This window comes from uncultured Caulobacter sp., assembly GCF_947036865.1.
GTDB lineage: Bacteria > Pseudomonadota > Alphaproteobacteria > Caulobacterales > Caulobacteraceae > Caulobacter.
In genome coordinates this window covers 19,519-35,569 of sequence record NZ_CAMQSF010000002.1, presented here as the reverse complement: position 1 = coordinate 35,569, position 16,051 = coordinate 19,519, and the positions used below count along the sequence as shown (strand labels likewise).

At 70.2% G+C, this 16,051-nt stretch carries 21 protein-coding genes; 9 read left to right on the top strand and 12 right to left on the bottom strand.

The genetic code is table 11. From position 1 onward, the window contains the following. The first annotated feature begins 226 nt into the window (after positions 1-226). Entirely contained in the window at positions 227-634 is a 408-nt protein-coding gene (locus Q0V34_RS02205) for an NtrZ family periplasmic regulatory protein (RefSeq protein ID WP_297507066.1), read from the top strand. A gap of 10 nt (positions 635-644) precedes the next feature. Here Q0V34_RS02205 and Q0V34_RS02200 read toward each other — a convergent pair whose 3' ends face one another. Next, the gene (locus tag Q0V34_RS02200) at positions 645-1,265 is read right to left on the bottom strand and encodes a thiamine phosphate synthase (protein ID WP_297507064.1); all 621 of its coding nucleotides are present in this window, start codon (positions 1,263-1,265) and stop codon (positions 645-647) included. Positions 1,266-1,276: 11 nt separating this feature from the next. Between Q0V34_RS02200 and Q0V34_RS02195 the strand changes: the two genes are divergently transcribed. Further along, entirely contained in the window at positions 1,277-1,951 is a 675-nt protein-coding gene (locus Q0V34_RS02195; protein WP_297507063.1) for a YggS family pyridoxal phosphate-dependent enzyme, read from the top strand. Between the two features lie 41 nt (positions 1,952-1,992). Here Q0V34_RS02195 and Q0V34_RS02190 read toward each other — a convergent pair whose 3' ends face one another. After that, the gene (locus Q0V34_RS02190; RefSeq protein ID WP_297507061.1) at positions 1,993-2,502 is read right to left on the bottom strand and encodes a L,D-transpeptidase family protein; all 510 of its coding nucleotides are present in this window, start codon (positions 2,500-2,502) and stop codon (positions 1,993-1,995) included. Between the two features lie 74 nt (positions 2,503-2,576). Here Q0V34_RS02190 and Q0V34_RS02185 point away from each other — a divergent pair, with 74 nt between their 5' ends. Next, positions 2,577-3,263: a response regulator transcription factor gene (locus Q0V34_RS02185; RefSeq protein WP_297507059.1), complete on the top strand. Its 687-nt coding sequence runs from the start codon at positions 2,577-2,579 to the stop codon at positions 3,261-3,263. A 115-nt stretch (positions 3,264-3,378) separates the two neighbouring features. Here Q0V34_RS02185 and secB read toward each other — a convergent pair whose 3' ends face one another. Continuing rightward, positions 3,379-3,885 (bottom strand): protein-export chaperone SecB, encoded by a 507-nt coding sequence (secB, locus tag Q0V34_RS02180; protein ID WP_297507057.1) that lies wholly within the window; start codon positions 3,883-3,885, stop codon positions 3,379-3,381. 122 nt (positions 3,886-4,007) lie between these two features. Between secB and timA the strand changes: the two genes are divergently transcribed. The 3 genes from timA to Q0V34_RS02165 are packed head-to-tail and all read left to right on the top strand — an operon-like array spanning position 4,008 to position 6,404. Further along, the gene (gene timA, locus Q0V34_RS02175) at positions 4,008-4,640 is read left to right on the top strand and encodes a TIM44-related membrane protein TimA (RefSeq protein WP_297507055.1); all 633 of its coding nucleotides are present in this window, start codon (positions 4,008-4,010) and stop codon (positions 4,638-4,640) included. Next, on the top strand, positions 4,640-5,833 hold the full coding sequence (locus Q0V34_RS02170; protein WP_297507053.1) for an MltA domain-containing protein: 1,194 nt from the start codon (positions 4,640-4,642) through the stop codon (positions 5,831-5,833). Before timA ends, Q0V34_RS02170 begins: the two co-directional genes overlap by 1 nt. Position 5,834: 1 nt before the next feature. Continuing rightward, positions 5,835-6,404: a Smr/MutS family protein gene (locus Q0V34_RS02165; RefSeq protein ID WP_297507052.1), complete on the top strand. Its 570-nt coding sequence runs from the start codon at positions 5,835-5,837 to the stop codon at positions 6,402-6,404. Between the two features lie 142 nt (positions 6,405-6,546). Here the strand turns inward: Q0V34_RS02165 and Q0V34_RS02160 are convergent, their stop codons facing one another. The 6 genes from Q0V34_RS02160 to Q0V34_RS02135 are packed head-to-tail and all read right to left on the bottom strand — an operon-like array spanning position 6,547 to position 10,608. Further along, a complete protein-coding gene (locus Q0V34_RS02160) occupies positions 6,547-6,873 on the bottom strand; it encodes a phosphoribosyl-ATP diphosphatase (protein ID WP_297507050.1) in 327 nt (108 codons plus the stop codon). Further along, on the bottom strand, positions 6,870-7,652 hold the full coding sequence (hisF, locus tag Q0V34_RS02155) for an imidazole glycerol phosphate synthase subunit HisF (RefSeq protein WP_297507048.1): 783 nt from the start codon (positions 7,650-7,652) through the stop codon (positions 6,870-6,872). Before hisF ends, Q0V34_RS02160 begins: the two co-directional genes overlap by 4 nt. Next, on the bottom strand, positions 7,652-8,386 hold the full coding sequence (hisA, locus tag Q0V34_RS02150; protein WP_297507046.1) for a 1-(5-phosphoribosyl)-5-[(5-phosphoribosylamino)methylideneamino]imidazole-4-carboxamide isomerase: 735 nt from the start codon (positions 8,384-8,386) through the stop codon (positions 7,652-7,654). The genes hisF and hisA overlap by 1 nt, the downstream gene beginning before the upstream one ends. Further along, the gene (gene hisH, locus Q0V34_RS02145; protein ID WP_297507044.1) at positions 8,374-9,015 is read right to left on the bottom strand and encodes an imidazole glycerol phosphate synthase subunit HisH; all 642 of its coding nucleotides are present in this window, start codon (positions 9,013-9,015) and stop codon (positions 8,374-8,376) included. The genes hisA and hisH overlap by 13 nt, the downstream gene beginning before the upstream one ends. Positions 9,016-9,026: 11 nt before the next feature. Continuing rightward, positions 9,027-9,617 (bottom strand): imidazoleglycerol-phosphate dehydratase HisB, encoded by a 591-nt coding sequence (hisB, locus tag Q0V34_RS02140; protein ID WP_297507043.1) that lies wholly within the window; start codon positions 9,615-9,617, stop codon positions 9,027-9,029. Between the two features lies 1 nt (position 9,618). Continuing rightward, positions 9,619-10,608: an adenosine kinase gene (locus Q0V34_RS02135; RefSeq protein WP_297507040.1), complete on the bottom strand. Its 990-nt coding sequence runs from the start codon at positions 10,606-10,608 to the stop codon at positions 9,619-9,621. 147 nt (positions 10,609-10,755) lie between these two features. Here Q0V34_RS02135 and Q0V34_RS02130 point away from each other — a divergent pair, with 147 nt between their 5' ends. Beyond that, a complete protein-coding gene (locus Q0V34_RS02130) occupies positions 10,756-11,619 on the top strand; it encodes a transporter (protein ID WP_297507038.1) in 864 nt (287 codons plus the stop codon). Positions 11,620-11,663: 44 nt separating this feature from the next. Here Q0V34_RS02130 and nth read toward each other — a convergent pair whose 3' ends face one another. Beyond that, positions 11,664-12,368 carry an endonuclease III gene (gene nth, locus Q0V34_RS02125; RefSeq protein WP_297507036.1) on the bottom strand — a complete coding sequence of 235 codons (705 nt, stop codon included), beginning with the start codon at positions 12,366-12,368 and terminating at the stop codon, positions 11,664-11,666. 73 nt (positions 12,369-12,441) lie between these two features. Between nth and Q0V34_RS02120 the strand changes: the two genes are divergently transcribed. Both Q0V34_RS02120 and Q0V34_RS02115 read left to right on the top strand, forming a co-directional pair. Next, positions 12,442-12,918, top strand: coding sequence for a DUF2244 domain-containing protein (locus tag Q0V34_RS02120; protein WP_297507034.1), 477 nt, complete (start codon positions 12,442-12,444; stop codon positions 12,916-12,918). A gap of 49 nt (positions 12,919-12,967) precedes the next feature. Then, the gene (locus Q0V34_RS02115; RefSeq protein WP_297507032.1) at positions 12,968-13,864 is read left to right on the top strand and encodes a methylated-DNA--[protein]-cysteine S-methyltransferase; all 897 of its coding nucleotides are present in this window, start codon (positions 12,968-12,970) and stop codon (positions 13,862-13,864) included. Positions 13,865-13,900: 36 nt separating this feature from the next. On the opposite strand, the gene hslU is transcribed toward Q0V34_RS02115, so the two are convergent. Together hslU and Q0V34_RS02105 are read right to left on the bottom strand one after the other, a co-directional pair. Then, positions 13,901-15,193, bottom strand: a complete 1,293-nt coding sequence (gene hslU, locus Q0V34_RS02110; protein WP_297507030.1) for an ATP-dependent protease ATPase subunit HslU — start codon at positions 15,191-15,193, stop codon at positions 13,901-13,903. Beyond that, positions 15,190-16,041, bottom strand: coding sequence for a DUF4440 domain-containing protein (locus Q0V34_RS02105; RefSeq protein ID WP_297507029.1), 852 nt, complete (start codon positions 16,039-16,041; stop codon positions 15,190-15,192). The genes hslU and Q0V34_RS02105 overlap by 4 nt, the downstream gene beginning before the upstream one ends. Positions 16,042-16,051 lie beyond the last annotated feature (10 nt).

Sequence of the window (16,051 nt, the reverse complement as noted above, 5' to 3'; positions counted from 1 at the left end):
GGCGCGCCCCCGCGGCCGGGAGCCGGTCTATAGCATGGCCGCGCCGCCTCAAAACAGGAATCGCGTGACCTCGTCGCCACAGGACGCGATTGAATCGCGGAATTCGCCCCGAGGTGCGACCGAACGCCAGTTGACCGCGTTCCGGTCGAGCCTTTAATCGCAAATCAAGGTGTCCGTTCCTATTTATGGAATGGATGGGGACAACCGAGTACAGGCGGCAGTGACGATGGTCGCGACGCGTTTTCTACTGGCGGGGACGGCCGCGTTGATCCTGACGGGATCGGCGTCGATGGCGTTCGCCCAAGCCAAGCCGCATTCGGTCACGCCCGACTTCACCGTCAAGAACGATTTCACCGGCTCCACCGCCGCCGTGCAATATCCTCAGGACAAGCGCACCCTGCGCTGGGACGCCAAGAAGGGCCGCTGGGGCCTGAAGCTCGATCTGGACCAGCCCTCCAACCGCGAGATGGAGATGCAGGACGTTCAGGCCGGCGCCTATTTCAAGGTCACCCCGTCGATCCGCGTCGGCGGCGCCGTGAGCCTGGGCGAAACCAATCCGGCCCTGGCCGCCCGCAAGGCCCAGCAGGCCGATCCCGCGCCGCGCGTGCGGTTGGAAACCGCCTTCAAGTTCTAAGGTCCGGCGGTTAGACCGCCAGGGCTTCCACGGCCGCGAAGCCGACCACGCCCGATCCCGTCAGCGCCTCGACCGTGCTCGCCCGGACGCCGCCGAGCGCATAGACCGGCAGAGACGTCGCCTGGACGCAGCGCCGAAGACCCTCCACGCCCATGGGCTGGCCCGCCGAGGGGCTATTGCTGGCGAACACCGGCGAGACGACGATCGCGTCCGCGCCGGCGCGCTCGGCCGCCGCCACCGCGCCCAGATCGTGCGCCGCCGCCGTGATCAGCCAGCGAGGATGCTCGGCCCTCAGACGGGGAATCTCCGCCGCCAGACGTTCGGGCATGTGCAGGCCGTGCGCGCCGATGCCCTCGGCGAGCCCCGGATGCGCGCCGACCAGCAGCATCAGGCCGTTGGCCTCCGCGATCTCGCGCAGCCGCCGACCGCGCTCGACCGCGTCGAGCGCGCCGAAGGCCCGATAGACCACGCCGGCGCCGGGCGGCAGCCGTTCGACCACGGCCTCCGGCCGGGGGACGCGATCGGGGTCGGTGAAAAACAGCAGGGACGGCAAGGTCAGGCCCCGCGCGGTTCTTGGCGGAAGGTGGGCCGCCGCTCTAGACAGGACCTGAAGTTCGCTCATCTCGTGCAAGGCCGCCCCCCATGTCGCCCGCGTCATCCCGATCCCTCGCCGCGATCCAGGCCCGCATCGCCGCCGCCGAGACGCGCGCCGGCCGGCCGGCGGGCTCGGTGACCTTGGTCGCGGTCTCGAAGACCCAGCCCTGGGAGCATATCGCGCCTGTTCTCGAGGCGGGACAGAAAGTGTTCGGCGAGAACCGCGTGCAGGAAGCGATGGAGCGCTGGGGCCCTCGCCGCACGGGTCTGGAGTTGCGCCTGATCGGACCGTTGCAGACCAACAAGGTCCGCGAGGCCGTCGGCTTCTTCGACGTCATCGAGACGGTCGATCGCGAGAAGCTGGCCCGCGTGCTGGCCGACGAGATCCAGCGCGCCGGCCGGGCGCCGCGCCTCTATGTCCAGGTCAATACCGGCGAGGAACCGCAAAAGGCCGGGATCGCGCCCGGACAGGCCGACGCCTTCCTGGCCGCCTGCCGGACGACCTATGATCTCGCCGTCGAGGGTTTGATGTGCATCCCCCCCGTAGGCGAGGACCCCGCGCCGCATTTCGCCGCCCTCCGCGCGATCGCCGAGCGCCATGGGGTCGAGAAGCTGTCGATGGGCATGAGCGACGACTTCGAGATCGCCATCGCCGAGGGCGCGACCTCGGTGCGGGTGGGTTCGGCGATCTTCGGCGCGCGCGACCATGCTCTAAATGTTTGAAACCTAGGCTGTTTATCTGTTTCGAATGAAACAGACAGACCCTAGGCCGCGACGATCTCGACCGCGTCGCCGGGGCGGGCGAGGGCGAGCACCGCCTCGAGATCCTCGCGCGCCAAGGCCACGCAGCCTTCGGTGCCTGGGTAGCCCTCGCGCGCCAGGTGCATGAAGATCGCCGAGCCCAGGCCCGGAACCGGCGGATCGTCGTTGTGGCCGAGGATCACCACCAAGTCGTAGACGGCGTCGTCGCGCCACATCCGCTCGGCGCTGGCGGGGTAGGGCAGGACGACGGGGCGGTTGTAGTTCGGATCGCCGGGGGCGTCGCACCAGCCGTCCTCGGGCCGCGTCGCGCGCTTGGGCAGGGCGGTGACCGGGCCGTCGGGATAGACGTCCGGCCGATACCAGACCTCGCGCATGGGCCAGGTCCCCAGCGGACTCCGGTTGTCGCCCTCGCGCTTGTCCGCCGCCGCGATGACGCCGGACTTGCCCAGGGCGCAGCGCGGGGTCTGGCCGTTCAGCGCGAAACGGCCGTCGGCAAAGGCCCGAAACAGCATCGATCGTCGACTCCCGGACTTAAGGCCTTCGCCGGGGTTGTCCCCGAGGCCCGCAGCGGTGCATGTTTCGCCGCATGGCGCAACGCAAGACCCTTCTGCTGATCGACGACGACGACGACCTGCGCGGCGCGTTGGCCGAGCAGCTGGCCCTGCACGAGGAGTTCGCGGTGGCCGAGGCGGCCAGCGCCAGCGAGGGCGCGCGGATGTCGCGCGAGATCAAGCCCGACCTGATCCTGCTGGACGTGGACCTGCCCGACATGGACGGCCGCGAGGCCTGCCGATTGATGCGCAAGAACGGCGTCACCGCGCCGGTGATCATGCTGACGGCCGCCGCCAGCGACAGCGACACGATCCTGGGCCTGGAGTCCGGCGCCAACGACTATGTCACCAAGCCCTTCCGCTTTGGGGTGCTCCTGGCCCGCATCCGCGCCCAGCTGCGCAGCTATGAAGCCTCCGAGGACGCGCTGTTCCGCATCGGTCCGTACGAATTCCGCCCCTCGGCCAAGCTCCTGGTCGACGAGAAGCAGAAGAAGGTGCGGCTGACCGAGAAGGAAACCAATATCCTCAAGTACCTCTACCGCGCCGGCTCCAAGCCCGTGTCGCGCGAGGAGCTGCTGACCGAGGTCTGGGGTTACAACGCCGGGGTCACGACCCACACGCTGGAAACCCACGTCTATCGCCTGCGCCAGAAGATCGAGCCCGATCCGACGGTGGCGAAGATCCTGATCACCGAGATGGGCGGGTACCGGCTGCAGCCGTGACGCCGCGCCGATCATCCCCGCGAAAGCGGGGAAGATCGGCGGGTTTGGGGTTGGCGCGAAAGAAAAGGGCCCGGCCTTTCGGCCGAGCCCCTCCGAAACTCTGTACGCCTGATAATCAGGCGTTGCCGACCACGCCGCCGGCCTCGGCTTGCGCCTTGCGCGCGGCGTAGACGCCGGCGAAGTCGATCGGGTCGATCAGGAACGGCGGGAAGCCGCCCTCGGCCGTCACGTCCGAGATCAGTCGGCGGGCATAGGGGAACAGGAAGCGCGGGCACTCGATCAGCAGCACCGGCTCCAGGTCTTCCTGGCTGACGCCCTCGATATGGAACAGGCCGCCATAGACGATCTCGACGTGGAACACGGCCTGGTCCTCGCGCAGGGCGCGGGCCGAAAGCTTCAGGTCAACCTCGAACAGGCCGTCGGGACGGCCGCGGGCGTTCATCTCGACGCCCATGTCGATCGCCGGCTGGCTGGCGCCCGCGCGCAGGCTGTCCGGCGCCAGCGGATTCTCGAACGAGAAGTCGCGCACGAACTGGGCCAGGATCCGGATGCCCGATTGCGCCGCGGCGTTTTCGTCCGAAACGGTTTCGGGGGCGCCGTTGGGGGCGGTGGTGTCGGTCATTAGGACAATATCCGTAATCGGCGCCTAGAACGCCAAAAAGAAAGGTGGGCGCTGCTACCATGAGGGTCCGTCTGGCGCAACGCCAGGCGCCTGACGAGAGAAGCCGTCTCGCCTATATAGACATGATCATCAGGGCCAAAAGCCCATCAACGGACCCCGAAGTGCTCCAGATCCTGTTTCTCGCCGCGGTCGCCGCCGTCGTCCTGTACCAGCTCTACGCCACCCTCGGGCGGCGCGTCGGCCGCTTGCCGGAGGACGCGCCGGCGCCGGCCCAGCCCAGCGCGGGCGCCCCCGTTCCCGACGCCGCGGCCAGCTTTCGTTCGGACGGGCTGACGGCGCTGCGCGCCCGCCAGCCCGACTTCGACCCGGCCAAGTTCCTGGCGGGGGCCCGCACGGCCTATGAGCAGATCGTCAAGGCCTATGCCGAGGGCGATCGCGAGACCCTGCGGCCGCTGCTGGCGCCCGAGGTGATGGCCAATTTCGAACAGGCCATGGTCGCCCGCGAGGCCGCCGGCCGCAGCGAAAAGGTCGAGTTCCTGGCGGCGCCGCGCCTGGATCTCGAGAAGATCGACCTGATCGGCGACATCGCCCAGGCGGTGGTGCGGATCCTGGCCGAGGTCCGCACGCGCACCAAGGACGAGCGGGGCGAGGGCGTCGACGACCGCCGCACCGCCGAGCTCTGGACCTTCGAGCGCGAGGTCAAGAGCGCCAATCCCAACTGGCTGCTGTCGTTCGTCGCCGCCGCCGAGGCGTGATGGCCCGCGTCCGGACCGCTTCGACCGCCATCGCCCCGCTGGCGCTGGCGGTTCTGCTGCTGAGCGCCTGCGCCAGCGCCGTCGCGCCGCCGCCGCCGCCGAAGCCTGCCGCGCCGCCGCCGGCTCCGAACGCGCCCCAAGTCCCGTCCCAGAACCCGGTTCTGCCGCCGCCCGTCACGCCGCCTGGCGCGGTTCTGACCTTCGGGGATCTTCCCGGCTGGGCGCGGGAGGATCATCTCGCCGCGCTGAAGGCCTTTCAGTCGGGATGCGGCGTCTCGAAGGATCCGGCGATCAGCCGCGTCTGCGCGCTGGCGCGGGCCGTCAAGGACCCGGACGCCGCCGCCGCCCAGGCCTTCTTCGAAGCCAACTTCCGGCCGGAGGCGGTCGGCGACCAGGGCCTGCTCACCGCCTATTTCGCCCCCGAATATCCGGCGCGGATGTCGCGCAACGCCGAATTCGCGTCCCCCGTTCGCGCGGCCCCCGAGGACCTGGCCGTCGTCGACCTGGGCGCCTTCGATCCGTCGCTGGCGGGCCGAAAGATCATGGGCCGCGTGGCGGGCAGGGCCTTCGTTCCCTATCCCGACCGCGCCGAGATCGAGGCCGTCCCGACCGACAAGCCCCTGGCCTGGATGCGGCCGGAGGACCTGTTCTTCCTGCAGATCCAGGGCTCGGGCGTGCTGGCGCTGCCCGACGGCCGCCGCGTCAAGGCTGTGTTCGCCGGAACCAACGGCCGGCCCTTCGTCGGGATCGCGGCCCCCATGCGCGACAAGGGCCTGCTGCCCGACAACAATACCTCCGGCGACGCCATCCGGACCTGGCTGGCCGCGCATCGCGGGCCCGAGGCCGACGCGATCATGCGGCTGAACCCGCGCTACGTGTTCTTCAAGATGGCCGAGGACGACGGCCAAGAGCCCGTGGGCTCGGCGGGCGTCTCCCTGCCGCCCGGCCGCGCCATCGCCGTCGATCCTGGCCGCCACGCCTATGGCGCGCTCTATTGGCTGGACGCCAGCGCGCCGGCCCTGGCCGGGGCCTTCCCCGTCTATCGCCGGCTGGTGGTCGCGCTCGACACCGGCGGGGCGATCAAGGGCGACGTTCGCGCCGACCTCTATCTCGGCCGAGGCCCTCAGGCGGGCGCGGAGGCGGGCCGCGTGCGCCATGCCCTGCGCCTCTACCGTCTCGTTCCGACGCCCTAAGGTGAGCAGGAAGCCGCCGCCCGGACCGGACGACGACAAGCGCCTCTGGCGGCTGGTCGCCTCGACCGTGACCCCCCGCGCGCCGGAAAAGCCCGAGAAGATGCGGTCCAAGGCGCGGATCCGGCCGTCGCTGAAGTCCGACACCGCCCTGCCGGCCGAGCCGCCGACGCGGCTAGTCTCGATCGCGCCGCTGCGGGTGCGGCCAGAGGACCTGAAGCCGGCTCCGCCCAAGCCGCTCAAGGGCCCGGCTGGTCACATCGAGCCCAATCGCAAGCTGCGGATCGTCAAGGAACGCGACCCGATCGGCGCGCGGCTGGACATGCACGGCCTGGATCAGGACCAGGCCCGCGCCACGCTGGAGGCCTTCATTCGCCGTTCGTACAGCCAGGGCCACCGGGCGGTGCTGGTCATCACCGGCAAGGGCAAGGTGGGGCAGGGCGTCTTGCGCACCCGCGCGCCGGAGTGGCTGGCCGACCCGGCCCTGCGCGAGATGATCGCCGGCGTCTCGACCGCCGACCGCCGCCACGGCGGCGAGGGCGCGCTGTACGTGGCGCTGAAGCGGCGGGTTTAATTCGACGCCGCCAAATCCGTGTCATCCCGGAAGCCTCGCAGAGGCTATCCGGGACCCAGGGGCCACAAGCGCCGCGCTCTTTCACCCCCTGGGTCCCGGCTCTACGCTACGCTTCGGCCGGGATGACACGAGGTCTTGTGATCTAGGACTTTCTGGACGCCTTTTCGGCGATGCCCGACGTCCCCTCGCGGGCTTCCAGCTTCTCGGCCACGGCGTCCAGCGAGACGCCCGAGGCGGCCATCAGGGCCAGCCAGTGGTAGAGGAGGTCGGCGCTTTCGGCGGCCAGGGCGTCCGGGCCTTGGGCGACGGCGGCGATCACCGTCTCGACCGCTTCCTCGCCCAGCTTCTTGGCGGCGAGCGCGGGGTCGTTCAGCAGCTTGGCCGTATAGGACACCGACGGATCGCCGCCCTTGCGGGCTTCGATCGTCGCGGCCAGGCGTTGCAGGACCTCGGTCAGGCGCTGGCTCATGCGGCCTCCGCCGGCTTGTCGAGGCGCACCTGGACGCCCGCCTCGGCCATGGCCCGCTTGGCCTCGCCGATCGAGATCTCGCCGAAGTGGAAGATCGAGGCGGCCAGCACGGCGGCGGCGTGGCCGTCGCGCGCGGCTTCCACCAGATGCTCGGTCTTGCCGGCCCCGCCCGAGGCGATCACCGGAACATTGACCTCGGCCGTCACGGCCTTCAGCAGCGGGATGTCGTAGCCGATCTTGGCCCCGTCGCGGTCCATCGAGGTCAACAGGATCTCGCCCGCGCCGCGCTCCACCGCCCGGGCGGCCCACTCGACCACGTCGATCCCGGTGTCCTTGCGCCCGCCGTAGGTCCAGACGTTCCAGCCCGAGCCGTCCTCGCGCGCCTTGGCGTCGATGGCCACGACGACGCACTGGGCCCCGAAGGCGTCGGCCCCGCCGGCGATCAGGTCGGGGTTCTCGACGGCGGCGGTGTTGACCGAGACCTTGTCGGCGCCGGCCAGCAGCAGGCGGCGCATGTCGGACACCTGGCGCACGCCGCCGCCCACCGAGACGGGCATGAAGCAGACCTCGGCGGTGCGGGCGATGACGTCCAGGATCAGGCCCCGGCCCTCGCTCGACGCCGTGATGTCCAGGAACATCAGCTCGTCGGCCCCGGCCGCGTCATACGCTCTCGCCTGCTCCACCGGATCGCCGGCGTCGCGCAGGGCGACGAAGTTCACGCCCTTGACCACCCGCCCGTCCTTCACGTCGAGGCAGGGAATGATCCGGGTCTTCAGCATCAGGCGGCCGCCGCGCTGATGGCTTCGGCCGGCTTGATCGTGCCGGCATAGAGCGAGCGGCCCAGGATGGCGCCGGCGATCGGGGCGCCGGGGCGGGCCTTCAGCCGCTCGATGTCGGCCACCGAGGCGACGCCGCCCGAGGCGATCACCGGGATCGAAACCGCGTCGGCCAGCTCGCCCACGCCCTCGACATTGACGCCGGTCAGGGCGCCGTCGCGGCTGATGTCGGTGATGATCAGGGCCGCCACGCCGGCGTCCTCGAAGCGGCGCGACAGGTCGATGGCCGAGAGATCCGACAGCCCCGTCCAGCCGTCGACCGCGACCTTGCCGTCACGCACGTCGACGGCGACGGCGATCTGCTCGGGCCACAGGCGCGCGGCCTTGCGGACCAGATCCGGATCATGCACGGCCACGGTGCCGAGGATCACGCGGGACACGCCCGCCTCGATCCAGGCCTCGACGCCTTCCAGCGTGCGGATGCCGCCGCCCAGCTGCACCGGGATCGAGATCGACTCCAGGATCGTCTCGACGGCGGCGGTGTTCACCGACTTGCCCTCGATGGCGCCGTTCAGATCGACGACGTGCAGCCACGAGAAGCCGTCCTTGACGAAGCGCTGGGCCTGGTCGGCGGGCGAGCTGTTGAAGACCGTGGCCTTCTCCATGTCGCCGTGCAGCAGGCGCACGCACTGGCCGTCCTTCAGGTCGATGGCGGGATAGAGGATCATGGGCGCCATTCCAGGAAGTTGGCGAGCAGGGCGAGCCCCGAGGCTTGTGACTTTTCAGGGTGGAACTGTACGCCCGCGACATTGTCCCTGGCCACCGCCGCGGTGAAGGGACCGCCGTGGTCGGTGACGGCCACCAGATCGGCCGGATCGGCGGCGGTCAGGGCGAACGAATTGGCGTAGTACATGTGAGCGCCGTCCTCGATCCCCGCGAACAGGGGGTGAGCGCGGGTGAACTGGATGGCGTTCCAGCCCATGTGCGGAATGGTCAGCGCCGGATCGGCGGGCTCGAGCTTCTTCACCTGGCCGCGAATCCAGTCGAGGCCCGGCGTGACGCCGAACTCCAGGCCCTCGGTGGCCAGCAGCTGATGGCCCACGCAGATGCCCATGAAGGGCGCGCCCCGGCCGTGCACGGCCTGGTTCATCGCTTGATAGACGCCGGTCGCGTCCAGGCCCGCGCGGCACGAGGCGAAGGCCCCGACCCCAGGCAGGAAGACGCGATCGGCGCTCGCCACGATCTCGGGATCGGCGGTGACGACGATCCGAGCGTCGAGCGCGCGGCGGCGGGCGGCCTCGCGCAACGCCTTCTCGGCCGAGCGCAGGTTGCCCGACCCGTAATCGATCAGGGCGACGGTCTGCATGGAGAGGGTTCCTACAGCACGCCCTTGGTGGAGGGGGCGTGGCCGCCGGTCTTCGGGTCGAGCTCGACCGCCTGACGCAGCGCCCGGGCCAGGGCCTTGAAGCCGCTTTCGGCCACGTGGTGGGTGTTGTCGCCGTAGAGGGTTTCCAGGTGCACGCAGGCGCCGCTGTTCATGGCGAACGCGTGGTGGAATTCCTTGAAGAGCTCGGTGTCCATCTCGCCGACCTTCGGCCGCTTGAACTCGACCTTCCAGATCAGATAGGGCCGGTTGGAGAGATCGATGGCGCAGCGCGTCAGGGTCTCGTCCATCGGGATATAGGCGTGGCCGAACCGGCGGATGCCCTTGAACCCGTCCAGCGCCTTGTGGATCGCCTGGCCCAGCACGATGCCGGTGTCCTCGACCGTGTGGTGCATGTCGATGTGCAGGTCGCCCTTGGTCTCGACCTGGAGATCGAAGCCGCCGTGGCGCGCGAAGCTTTCCAGCATATGGTCGTAGAACCCGATGCCGGTGGAGATCGTCGAGGCGCCGGTCCCGTCGAGATCGACGAAGACCCGGATCTGGGTCTCCTTCGTCTCGCGGACCACTTCAGCGGTGCGGGCCATCTTACAGTCCGTTCTTCTCGGCCAGGTCGCGCAGGGAGACCTGCGGGCGCGGACCGTAGTGGTCGATCACCTCGGCGGCGGCCAGGCTGCCCAGCTGGCCACAGATAGGCAGCGGGCGGCCCCGCGAAAGGCCATAGAGGAAACCGGCCGCGTATTGGTCTCCCGCGCCGGTCGTGTCCACGACTTTTTCCACGGGATAGGCCGAGATTTCGTGCGACTGCCCGTTCGAGGTCACGACCGAGCCCTTCTCGCTGCGGGTGACGGCGGCGACGTCGACCCGCGCCGCCAGAGCCTTCGTGGCCGCGGCGAAGTCGTCGGTCTCGAACAGAGCGCAGACCTCCGAGGCGTTGGCGAAGACGATGTCGCACTGGGTCTCGATGAAGCCCAGCAGGGCGGCGCGGTGGCGCTCGACGACGAAGCTGTCCGACAGGGTGATGGCGATCTTGCGACCGGCGCCGTGGGCCAGGGCGGCGGCCTTGGCGAAGGCGCGGCGGGCTTCGGGCGGGTCGAACAGATAGCCCTCGAGATACGAGATCTGGGCCGCCTCGATGATCTCGGGGTCGACGTCGGCGCTGGTCAGCTCCACGCAGGCGCCCAGATAGGTCGACATGGTGCGCTGGGCGTCGGCGGTGACGTTGATCAGGCTTTGCGCCGTGGCCGGGCCCTCGGCCAGGGGCGGGGTGGTGAAGACGCAGCCGATCGCCTTCATGTCGTGGCGGAACACGCGGCCCAGCTGGTCGTCGGCCACCTTGCCGATATAGGCGGCCTTGCCGCCGAAGCTGGCGATCCCCGCCATGGTGTTGGCGACGCTGCCGCCCGAGGCCTCGATGCCGGCGGCCATGGCGTCGTACAGGCTGGCCGCGCGCGCCGGGTCGATCAGGGCCATCGAGCCCTTCACCAGGCCTTCCTTCTCCAGGAAGGCGTCGTCGCACTGGGCGATGACGTCGACGATGGCGTTGCCGATGCCGGCGACGTCGTAGAGCGCGGTCATGGAGCGGAGCAAACCTTTGAAAGAACGGGATAGAAAAGCCCAAGTCTTCTGGCGATTAGAGGAAGTGACGCCGCAAGGCAACGCGAGCCTTGCCGCCAGACCTGCGACATCCTAGCTCCGAAGCCCCTCGAGACCGAGACCCAGCCGATGACCGACGTCCTGATCCTGGTCCCCGCCCGCGACGAGCATCGTCACGGCGAGCGCTGGGCGCCGCAGCTGGAGCGCCTGGCCGAACCGCTGCGCCGCCACGGCTTGTCGGTCGCCGTCCAGCCCTGGACCGACCCGGTCGCCGCGGACCAGGCGCGGCTGGTCATGCCGTCCCTGGCCTGGGGCTATTACGCGCGCCAGGCGGACTGGTTCGCCCAGCTCGACGCGTTCGAGGCCTCGGGCGCGCGTATGGTCAATCCGCCGGCGGTGCTGCGCTGGAACTCGACCAAGACCTATCTGGTCGCGCTGGCCGCCCGTGGCGCGCCGGTCGTCCCGACCCACGCCCCCGACCGGCTGACGCCCGAAGCCGTCGAGGCCGCCTTCGACGCCTTCGGTGTCGACGAGGTGGTGGTCAAGCCGCAGATCTCCGCCAGCTCGCATGAGACGATCCGGGTCAGGCGCGGCGGGACGCTGGACGGCGGCCCCGGCGGTCCGGCCCTGATCCAGCCGTTCCTGCCGGCCGTCGGCGACGAGGGCGAGCTGTCGCTGTTCTATTTCGACGGCCGGTTCAGCCACGCGGTGACCAAGGTCGCCCAGCCGGGGGATTTCCGCGTCCAGCCGCGGTTCGGCGGCAAGGTCACCGAGATCGCCCCCGAGCCCGAGGCCCTGCGCGCGGCCGAGATGGTGCTGGAGGCCGCCGGCGCGCCGCTGACCTATGCCCGCGTCGACCTGATCCGGGGGCTTGATCATACGCCGCAGCTGATGGAGCTGGAGGCGATCGAGCCCGACCTCTTCCTGGAGCACGCGCACGACGGCGGCGAAACCTTCGCGCGGGCGGTGATCCGGGCGATGGAGCAGACATAAAATCCTCCCCCGCTGGGGGGGGGGGGGGAGGATTTGACCGTGCCTCAAGCCCCCACGAACAGTTCCCGCGACGGACACAGGTCGCTGATCTCGCAGATCTCGCACTTGGGCCGCCGCGCCACGCAGACATAGCGCCCGTGCAGGATCAGCCAGTGGTGCGCCCGCGTCTGGTAGGGCTCCGGCACGATCCGCATCAGGTCCTGTTCGACCGCGTCCGGCGTCTTGCCAGCCGACAGCTTCAGCCGGTGGGCGACGCGGAAGACGTGGGTGTCGACGGCGATGGCGGGCTCGATGTCGAGCTCGTTCAGCACCACGCTGGCGGTCTTGCGGCCGACGCCGGGCAGGCTTTCCAGCGCCGCGCGGTTCAGGGGGACCTCCCCGCCATACTGGCTGACCAGGATCTGGGCCGTGGCCAGCACGTTCTTGGCCTTGGTCCGATAAAGACCGATCGAGGCGATGTAGGGGATCAGACCCGCTTCGCCGAGCGCCAGCATCGCCTCGGGCGTGTTGGCGACCTTGAACAGCCTGTCGGTGGCCTTGTTGACGCTGACATCGGTGGCCTGGGCCGAGAGCGCCACGGCGGTGACCAGCTCATAGGGATTGGCGTAATGGAGCTCGGTCTTGGGCCGAAGCTCCAGGCTCTCGAACCGCTCGAACAACGCCTGGACCCGCGCGCGTTGGACCGCGCTGATCCGTTTGACGGCGGGCTTCTTCTTGACGGAGGCGGGTTTGGCCATGGTCCGGAGCATATGCCCCGATCCGTGGGGGTCGCCAACGGCGGAGGCTCGCAAAGCGGGGGCGCGCCGCCTAGATTGCCCAGCCATGGCCATGCCGATCTACATGGACGCCCTGATCCAGCCGAACCGCTCGCTGAGCGATCGGGGCATGAAGGTCGTGCTGGGCGTGGTCATCGCCTTCAACCTGGTGATCGCGGTGTTCCTGCTGGTGCTGGGCGCGCCGCCGGTGCTGCCGTTCCTGGGCCTCGACGTGCTGGCCGTGTGGCTGGCGCTGCGGGCCAGCGCCCGCGCCGCGCGCCGGGCCGAGCGGGTCCACGTCACCGCCGAGGCCGTCACCGTCAGCCGCGAGGACGAGCGCGGCGCGCGCACGATCTGGACCTCGCCGACCGCCTTCACCCGCGTCGACGTCGAGCAGCCGGGCGAGCACGAGACCCGCGTGCGGCTGATGATCCATCGCCGCCGCCTGACCGTGGGCCGGGCGCTCAGTCCCGACGAACGGATGAAGTTCGCCGACGCCCTGCGCGACGCCATCCGCGCGGCGCGTAACGAGCGGTGGTCGTGACCGGAACCGCAAGAACCGGGCGGACGGCCTGGGGCGAAGGTCCTAGCCTATGAGCATGGCCTACGACGCATCCCCCATTTCGATCTCCGACGAGGCGAGCCAGGCGCTGGTCCGTCTCGCCGAGCGCTCGACCGACTACCAGCGCATGGCGAGGGCCCTCGATTGGCTGGCCGAGCGGTGGTCCGACCATCCGTCGCTGGACGAAGCCGCCCAGGCCGTGGGTCTGTCGCCGTTCCACTTCCAGCGGATCTTCACCCGCTGGGCCGGGGTCAGCCCCAAGGCCTTCGTGGCGGCCATCGCCCACGCCGAGGCCCGCCGCTCGCTGGAGGCCGGCGGCACGGTGCTGGACGCGGCCTTCGACGCGGGCCTCTCGGGCCCCTCGCGCCTGCACGACCTCTTCATCGCCCAGGAAGCGGTCACGCCGGGCGAGGTGCGCCGGCGCGGGGCGGGCATGAAGCTCTCCTGGGGCTGGGCGCCGACGCCGTTCGGCCGGGGCCTGTTCGTGATCGCCGAGCGGGGCCTGGCGGGCCTGGCCTTCTCGGACGGCGACGACGCGGCGACCTTCGCCGACATGCACCGCCGTTTTCCCGCCGCCGACTGGACGCGAGAGGATGCGGCGGCCAAGGCCATGGCCCTGCGCGCCTTCGCGGGCGGGGACGGACCCCTGCCGGTCGTGCTGATCGGCTCGCCGTTCCACGTCCAGGTGTGGAAGGCGCTGCTGCGGATCCCGGCCGGCGAGACGGCGACCTATGCCCAGGTCGCGGCCTGGGCCGGCAAGCCGGGCGCCTTCCAGGCCACCGGCGGCGCGATCGGGGCCAATCCGATCTCGCTGCTGATCCCCTGCCACCGCGCCATCGCCAAGAGCGGCCGGCTCACCGGCTACCACTGGGGCCTGGCCCGCAAGGCGGCGATCTTGGGAATGGAGGCGGTGGCGGCGGCGGGGTGAGCAAAAATCTTCTCCCTCGGGGAGAGGATTTCTAGATCACAAAATAAACCGGCTCAGATCCGTGTTCGCCGCCAGGGCGCCGACCCGCTCGTTCACATAGGCCGCGTCGACGGTCACCGTTTCGCCGCTCCGGTCGGCGGCGGTGAAGCTGATCTCCTCGACGACCTTTTCCAGAATGGTCTGCAGGCGGCGCGCGCCGATGTTCTCGACCGAGCCGTTGACGGCGACGGCCGCGTCGGCCAGGGCGTCGATCGCCTCGTCGGTGAAGGCCAGGGTCAAGCCCTCGGTGGCCATCAGCGCCTGGTGCTGGCGGATCAGATTGGCTTCCGGCTCGGTGAGGATGCGGCGCATGTCGTCGCGCGACAGACCCTTCAGCTCGACCCGGATCGGCAGCCGGCCCTGCAGCTCGGGCAAGAGGTCGCTGGGCTTGGCGACGTGGAAGGCGCCCGAGGCGATGAACAGGATGTGGTCGGTCTTGACCGGCCCGTGCTTGGTCGAGACCGTCGTGCCCTCGATCAGCGGCAGCAGATCGCGCTGCACGCCCTCGCGGCTGACGTCGGCGCCGGAGCGCTGCGACGAGCTGGCCACCTTGTCGATCTCGTCCAGAAAGACGATGCCGTGGTTCTCGGCCAGCTCCAGGGCCTCCTGGGTCAGGGCCTCCTGGTCCAGCAGCTTGTCGCTTTCCTCGGCGATCAGCGGCGCCCAGGCGCCGGCGACCGTGGTCTTGTGGGTCTTGGTGCGGCCGCCGCCGAACGACTTCATCATTTCCGACAGGTTGAACACCGCCGCGCCGGGCTGGCCGGGGATCTCGAAGCTCTGGCCGCCGGTGTCGGCCAGCTGAAGCTCGATCTCCTTGTCCTCCAGCTCGCCGGCCCGCAGCTTCTTGCGGAAGGCGTCGCGGGCGGCGGTCGAGCCGGGACCGGTCAGGGCGTCGAGGATGCGGTCCTCGGCCGCGGCCTCGGCCTTGGCGGGCACGGCGGCGCGGCGCTTGTCGCGGACCATGGCGAGCGCGCTTTCCACCAGGTCGCGGACGATCTGGTCGACGTCGCGGCCGACATAGCCGACCTCGGTGAACTTGGTGGCCTCGACCTTCAGGAACGGAGCCTGGGCCAGCTTGGCCAGGCGCCGGGCGATCTCGGTCTTTCCGACGCCGGTGGGGCCGATCAGCAGGATGTTCTTGGGCGTCACCTCGTCGCGCAGATCGGCCGGGACGCGGCGGCGGCGCCAGCGGTTGCGCAGGGCCACGGCGACGGCCTTCTTGGCCTCGGTATGGCCGACGATGTAGCGGTCGAGTTCGGAGACGATCTCTCGGGGGGAAAACTCGGTCATGGGTCGTTGATCAGGGCCTCGAAGATCAGGCGCCACCCTTCGGGGCGCTTCTGCCAGACATGCATATAGTGCGCGTGTTCGATCGTTTCCGCGTGGTTGACCCAACCGGCCTCGCCGTGGGTCCAGACCAAGTCGCCGCCTCGCGACGCGCCGCCGCCGCGCAGGGTCAGGACCAGGCGCTCGGGGCGGGCCTCGAGCCTTTTGGCGACGACATTCGGCGTGAGGCCTTCGGTTCCCTCGGGGCCCAGCAGCCAAGCGTCCGCGGCGAGGACGGCGCGATAGGCGCCGGGCGGGTCCTGCGCGGCCGCCTCGGCGAGGCGCGCTTCGCTGGCGCGAACCTTGTCGAAGGCCATGGCCGCCGAGGCTTCTCCGGTCCTGGCGGCCGCGTCCAGAAGGGTGCGGGCTTCCGGGCCCGGCGCGGGGCTCGGATCGGCCGCCGCCCCGCCGTCATAGATCCACTTCCAAGCGCCGCTCGGCTCACGCCGCCAGATCGTGGCGTAGTAGCCGCCGCGCTTGTCGTTGAGCGCCCACGGACCGACCGACAAGGCTAGGTCGCCCGACCGCGCCGCCACGATGCGTCGCGGCCACCATTCGAGCTTCGGCGTCTTGCGGGAGGGGCGCTTCTGGTAGAGCGCCTTGGCGCTGACCGGACCAGGGGCGAAGACGATCGCGTCGTCGGCCATGTGCTTGAGGAACGAGTCCCGAACGCCCAGCGCCAAGCCGTCGGCGGCGAAAGCGCGCTCGGCGGCCTCGACCTCGGCGGCGGGCGTCTGAACGCGCTTGGGGGCGGCCTGCGCCGAGGCGACGAGCATGGCCGTCAGGCCGATGCCGAGAACGGTCTTGAGCATGCGGAAATCC

What these genes read in the sequence shown, in the direction of transcription:
- Q0V34_RS02135 (WP_297507040.1), bottom strand. Translation starts at nt 10,608, where the DNA reads ATGACCGCGCTCTACGACGTCGCCGGCATCGGCAACGCCATCGTCGAC.
- Q0V34_RS02160 (WP_297507050.1), bottom strand. Translation starts at nt 6,873, where the DNA reads ATGAGCCAGCGCCTGACCGAGGTCCTGCAACGCCTGGCCGCGACGATC.
- Q0V34_RS02190 (WP_297507061.1), bottom strand. Translation starts at nt 2,502, where the DNA reads ATGCTGTTTCGGGCCTTTGCCGACGGCCGTTTCGCGCTGAACGGCCAG.
- hisF (WP_297507048.1), bottom strand. Translation starts at nt 7,652, where the DNA reads ATGCTGAAGACCCGGATCATTCCCTGCCTCGACGTGAAGGACGGGCGG.
- Q0V34_RS02120 (WP_297507034.1), top strand. Translation starts at nt 12,442, where the DNA reads ATGGCCATGCCGATCTACATGGACGCCCTGATCCAGCCGAACCGCTCG.
- Q0V34_RS02115 (WP_297507032.1), top strand. Translation starts at nt 12,968, where the DNA reads ATGAGCATGGCCTACGACGCATCCCCCATTTCGATCTCCGACGAGGCG.
- hslU (WP_297507030.1), bottom strand. Translation starts at nt 15,193, where the DNA reads ATGACCGAGTTTTCCCCCCGAGAGATCGTCTCCGAACTCGACCGCTAC.
- secB (WP_297507057.1), bottom strand. Translation starts at nt 3,885, where the DNA reads ATGACCGACACCACCGCCCCCAACGGCGCCCCCGAAACCGTTTCGGAC.
- Q0V34_RS02130 (WP_297507038.1), top strand. Translation starts at nt 10,756, where the DNA reads ATGACCGACGTCCTGATCCTGGTCCCCGCCCGCGACGAGCATCGTCAC.
- hisB (WP_297507043.1), bottom strand. Translation starts at nt 9,617, where the DNA reads ATGGCCCGCACCGCTGAAGTGGTCCGCGAGACGAAGGAGACCCAGATC.
- hisH (WP_297507044.1), bottom strand. Translation starts at nt 9,015, where the DNA reads ATGCAGACCGTCGCCCTGATCGATTACGGGTCGGGCAACCTGCGCTCG.
- hisA (WP_297507046.1), bottom strand. Translation starts at nt 8,386, where the DNA reads ATGGCGCCCATGATCCTCTATCCCGCCATCGACCTGAAGGACGGCCAG.
- Q0V34_RS02205 (WP_297507066.1), top strand. Translation starts at nt 227, where the DNA reads ATGGTCGCGACGCGTTTTCTACTGGCGGGGACGGCCGCGTTGATCCTG.
- Q0V34_RS02195 (WP_297507063.1), top strand. Translation starts at nt 1,277, where the DNA reads ATGTCGCCCGCGTCATCCCGATCCCTCGCCGCGATCCAGGCCCGCATC.
- nth (WP_297507036.1), bottom strand. Translation starts at nt 12,368, where the DNA reads ATGCTCCGGACCATGGCCAAACCCGCCTCCGTCAAGAAGAAGCCCGCC.
- Q0V34_RS02170 (WP_297507053.1), top strand. Translation starts at nt 4,640, where the DNA reads ATGGCCCGCGTCCGGACCGCTTCGACCGCCATCGCCCCGCTGGCGCTG.
- timA (WP_297507055.1), top strand. Translation starts at nt 4,008, where the DNA reads ATGATCATCAGGGCCAAAAGCCCATCAACGGACCCCGAAGTGCTCCAG.
- Q0V34_RS02185 (WP_297507059.1), top strand. Translation starts at nt 2,577, where the DNA reads ATGGCGCAACGCAAGACCCTTCTGCTGATCGACGACGACGACGACCTG.
- Q0V34_RS02105 (WP_297507029.1), bottom strand. Translation starts at nt 16,041, where the DNA reads ATGCTCAAGACCGTTCTCGGCATCGGCCTGACGGCCATGCTCGTCGCC.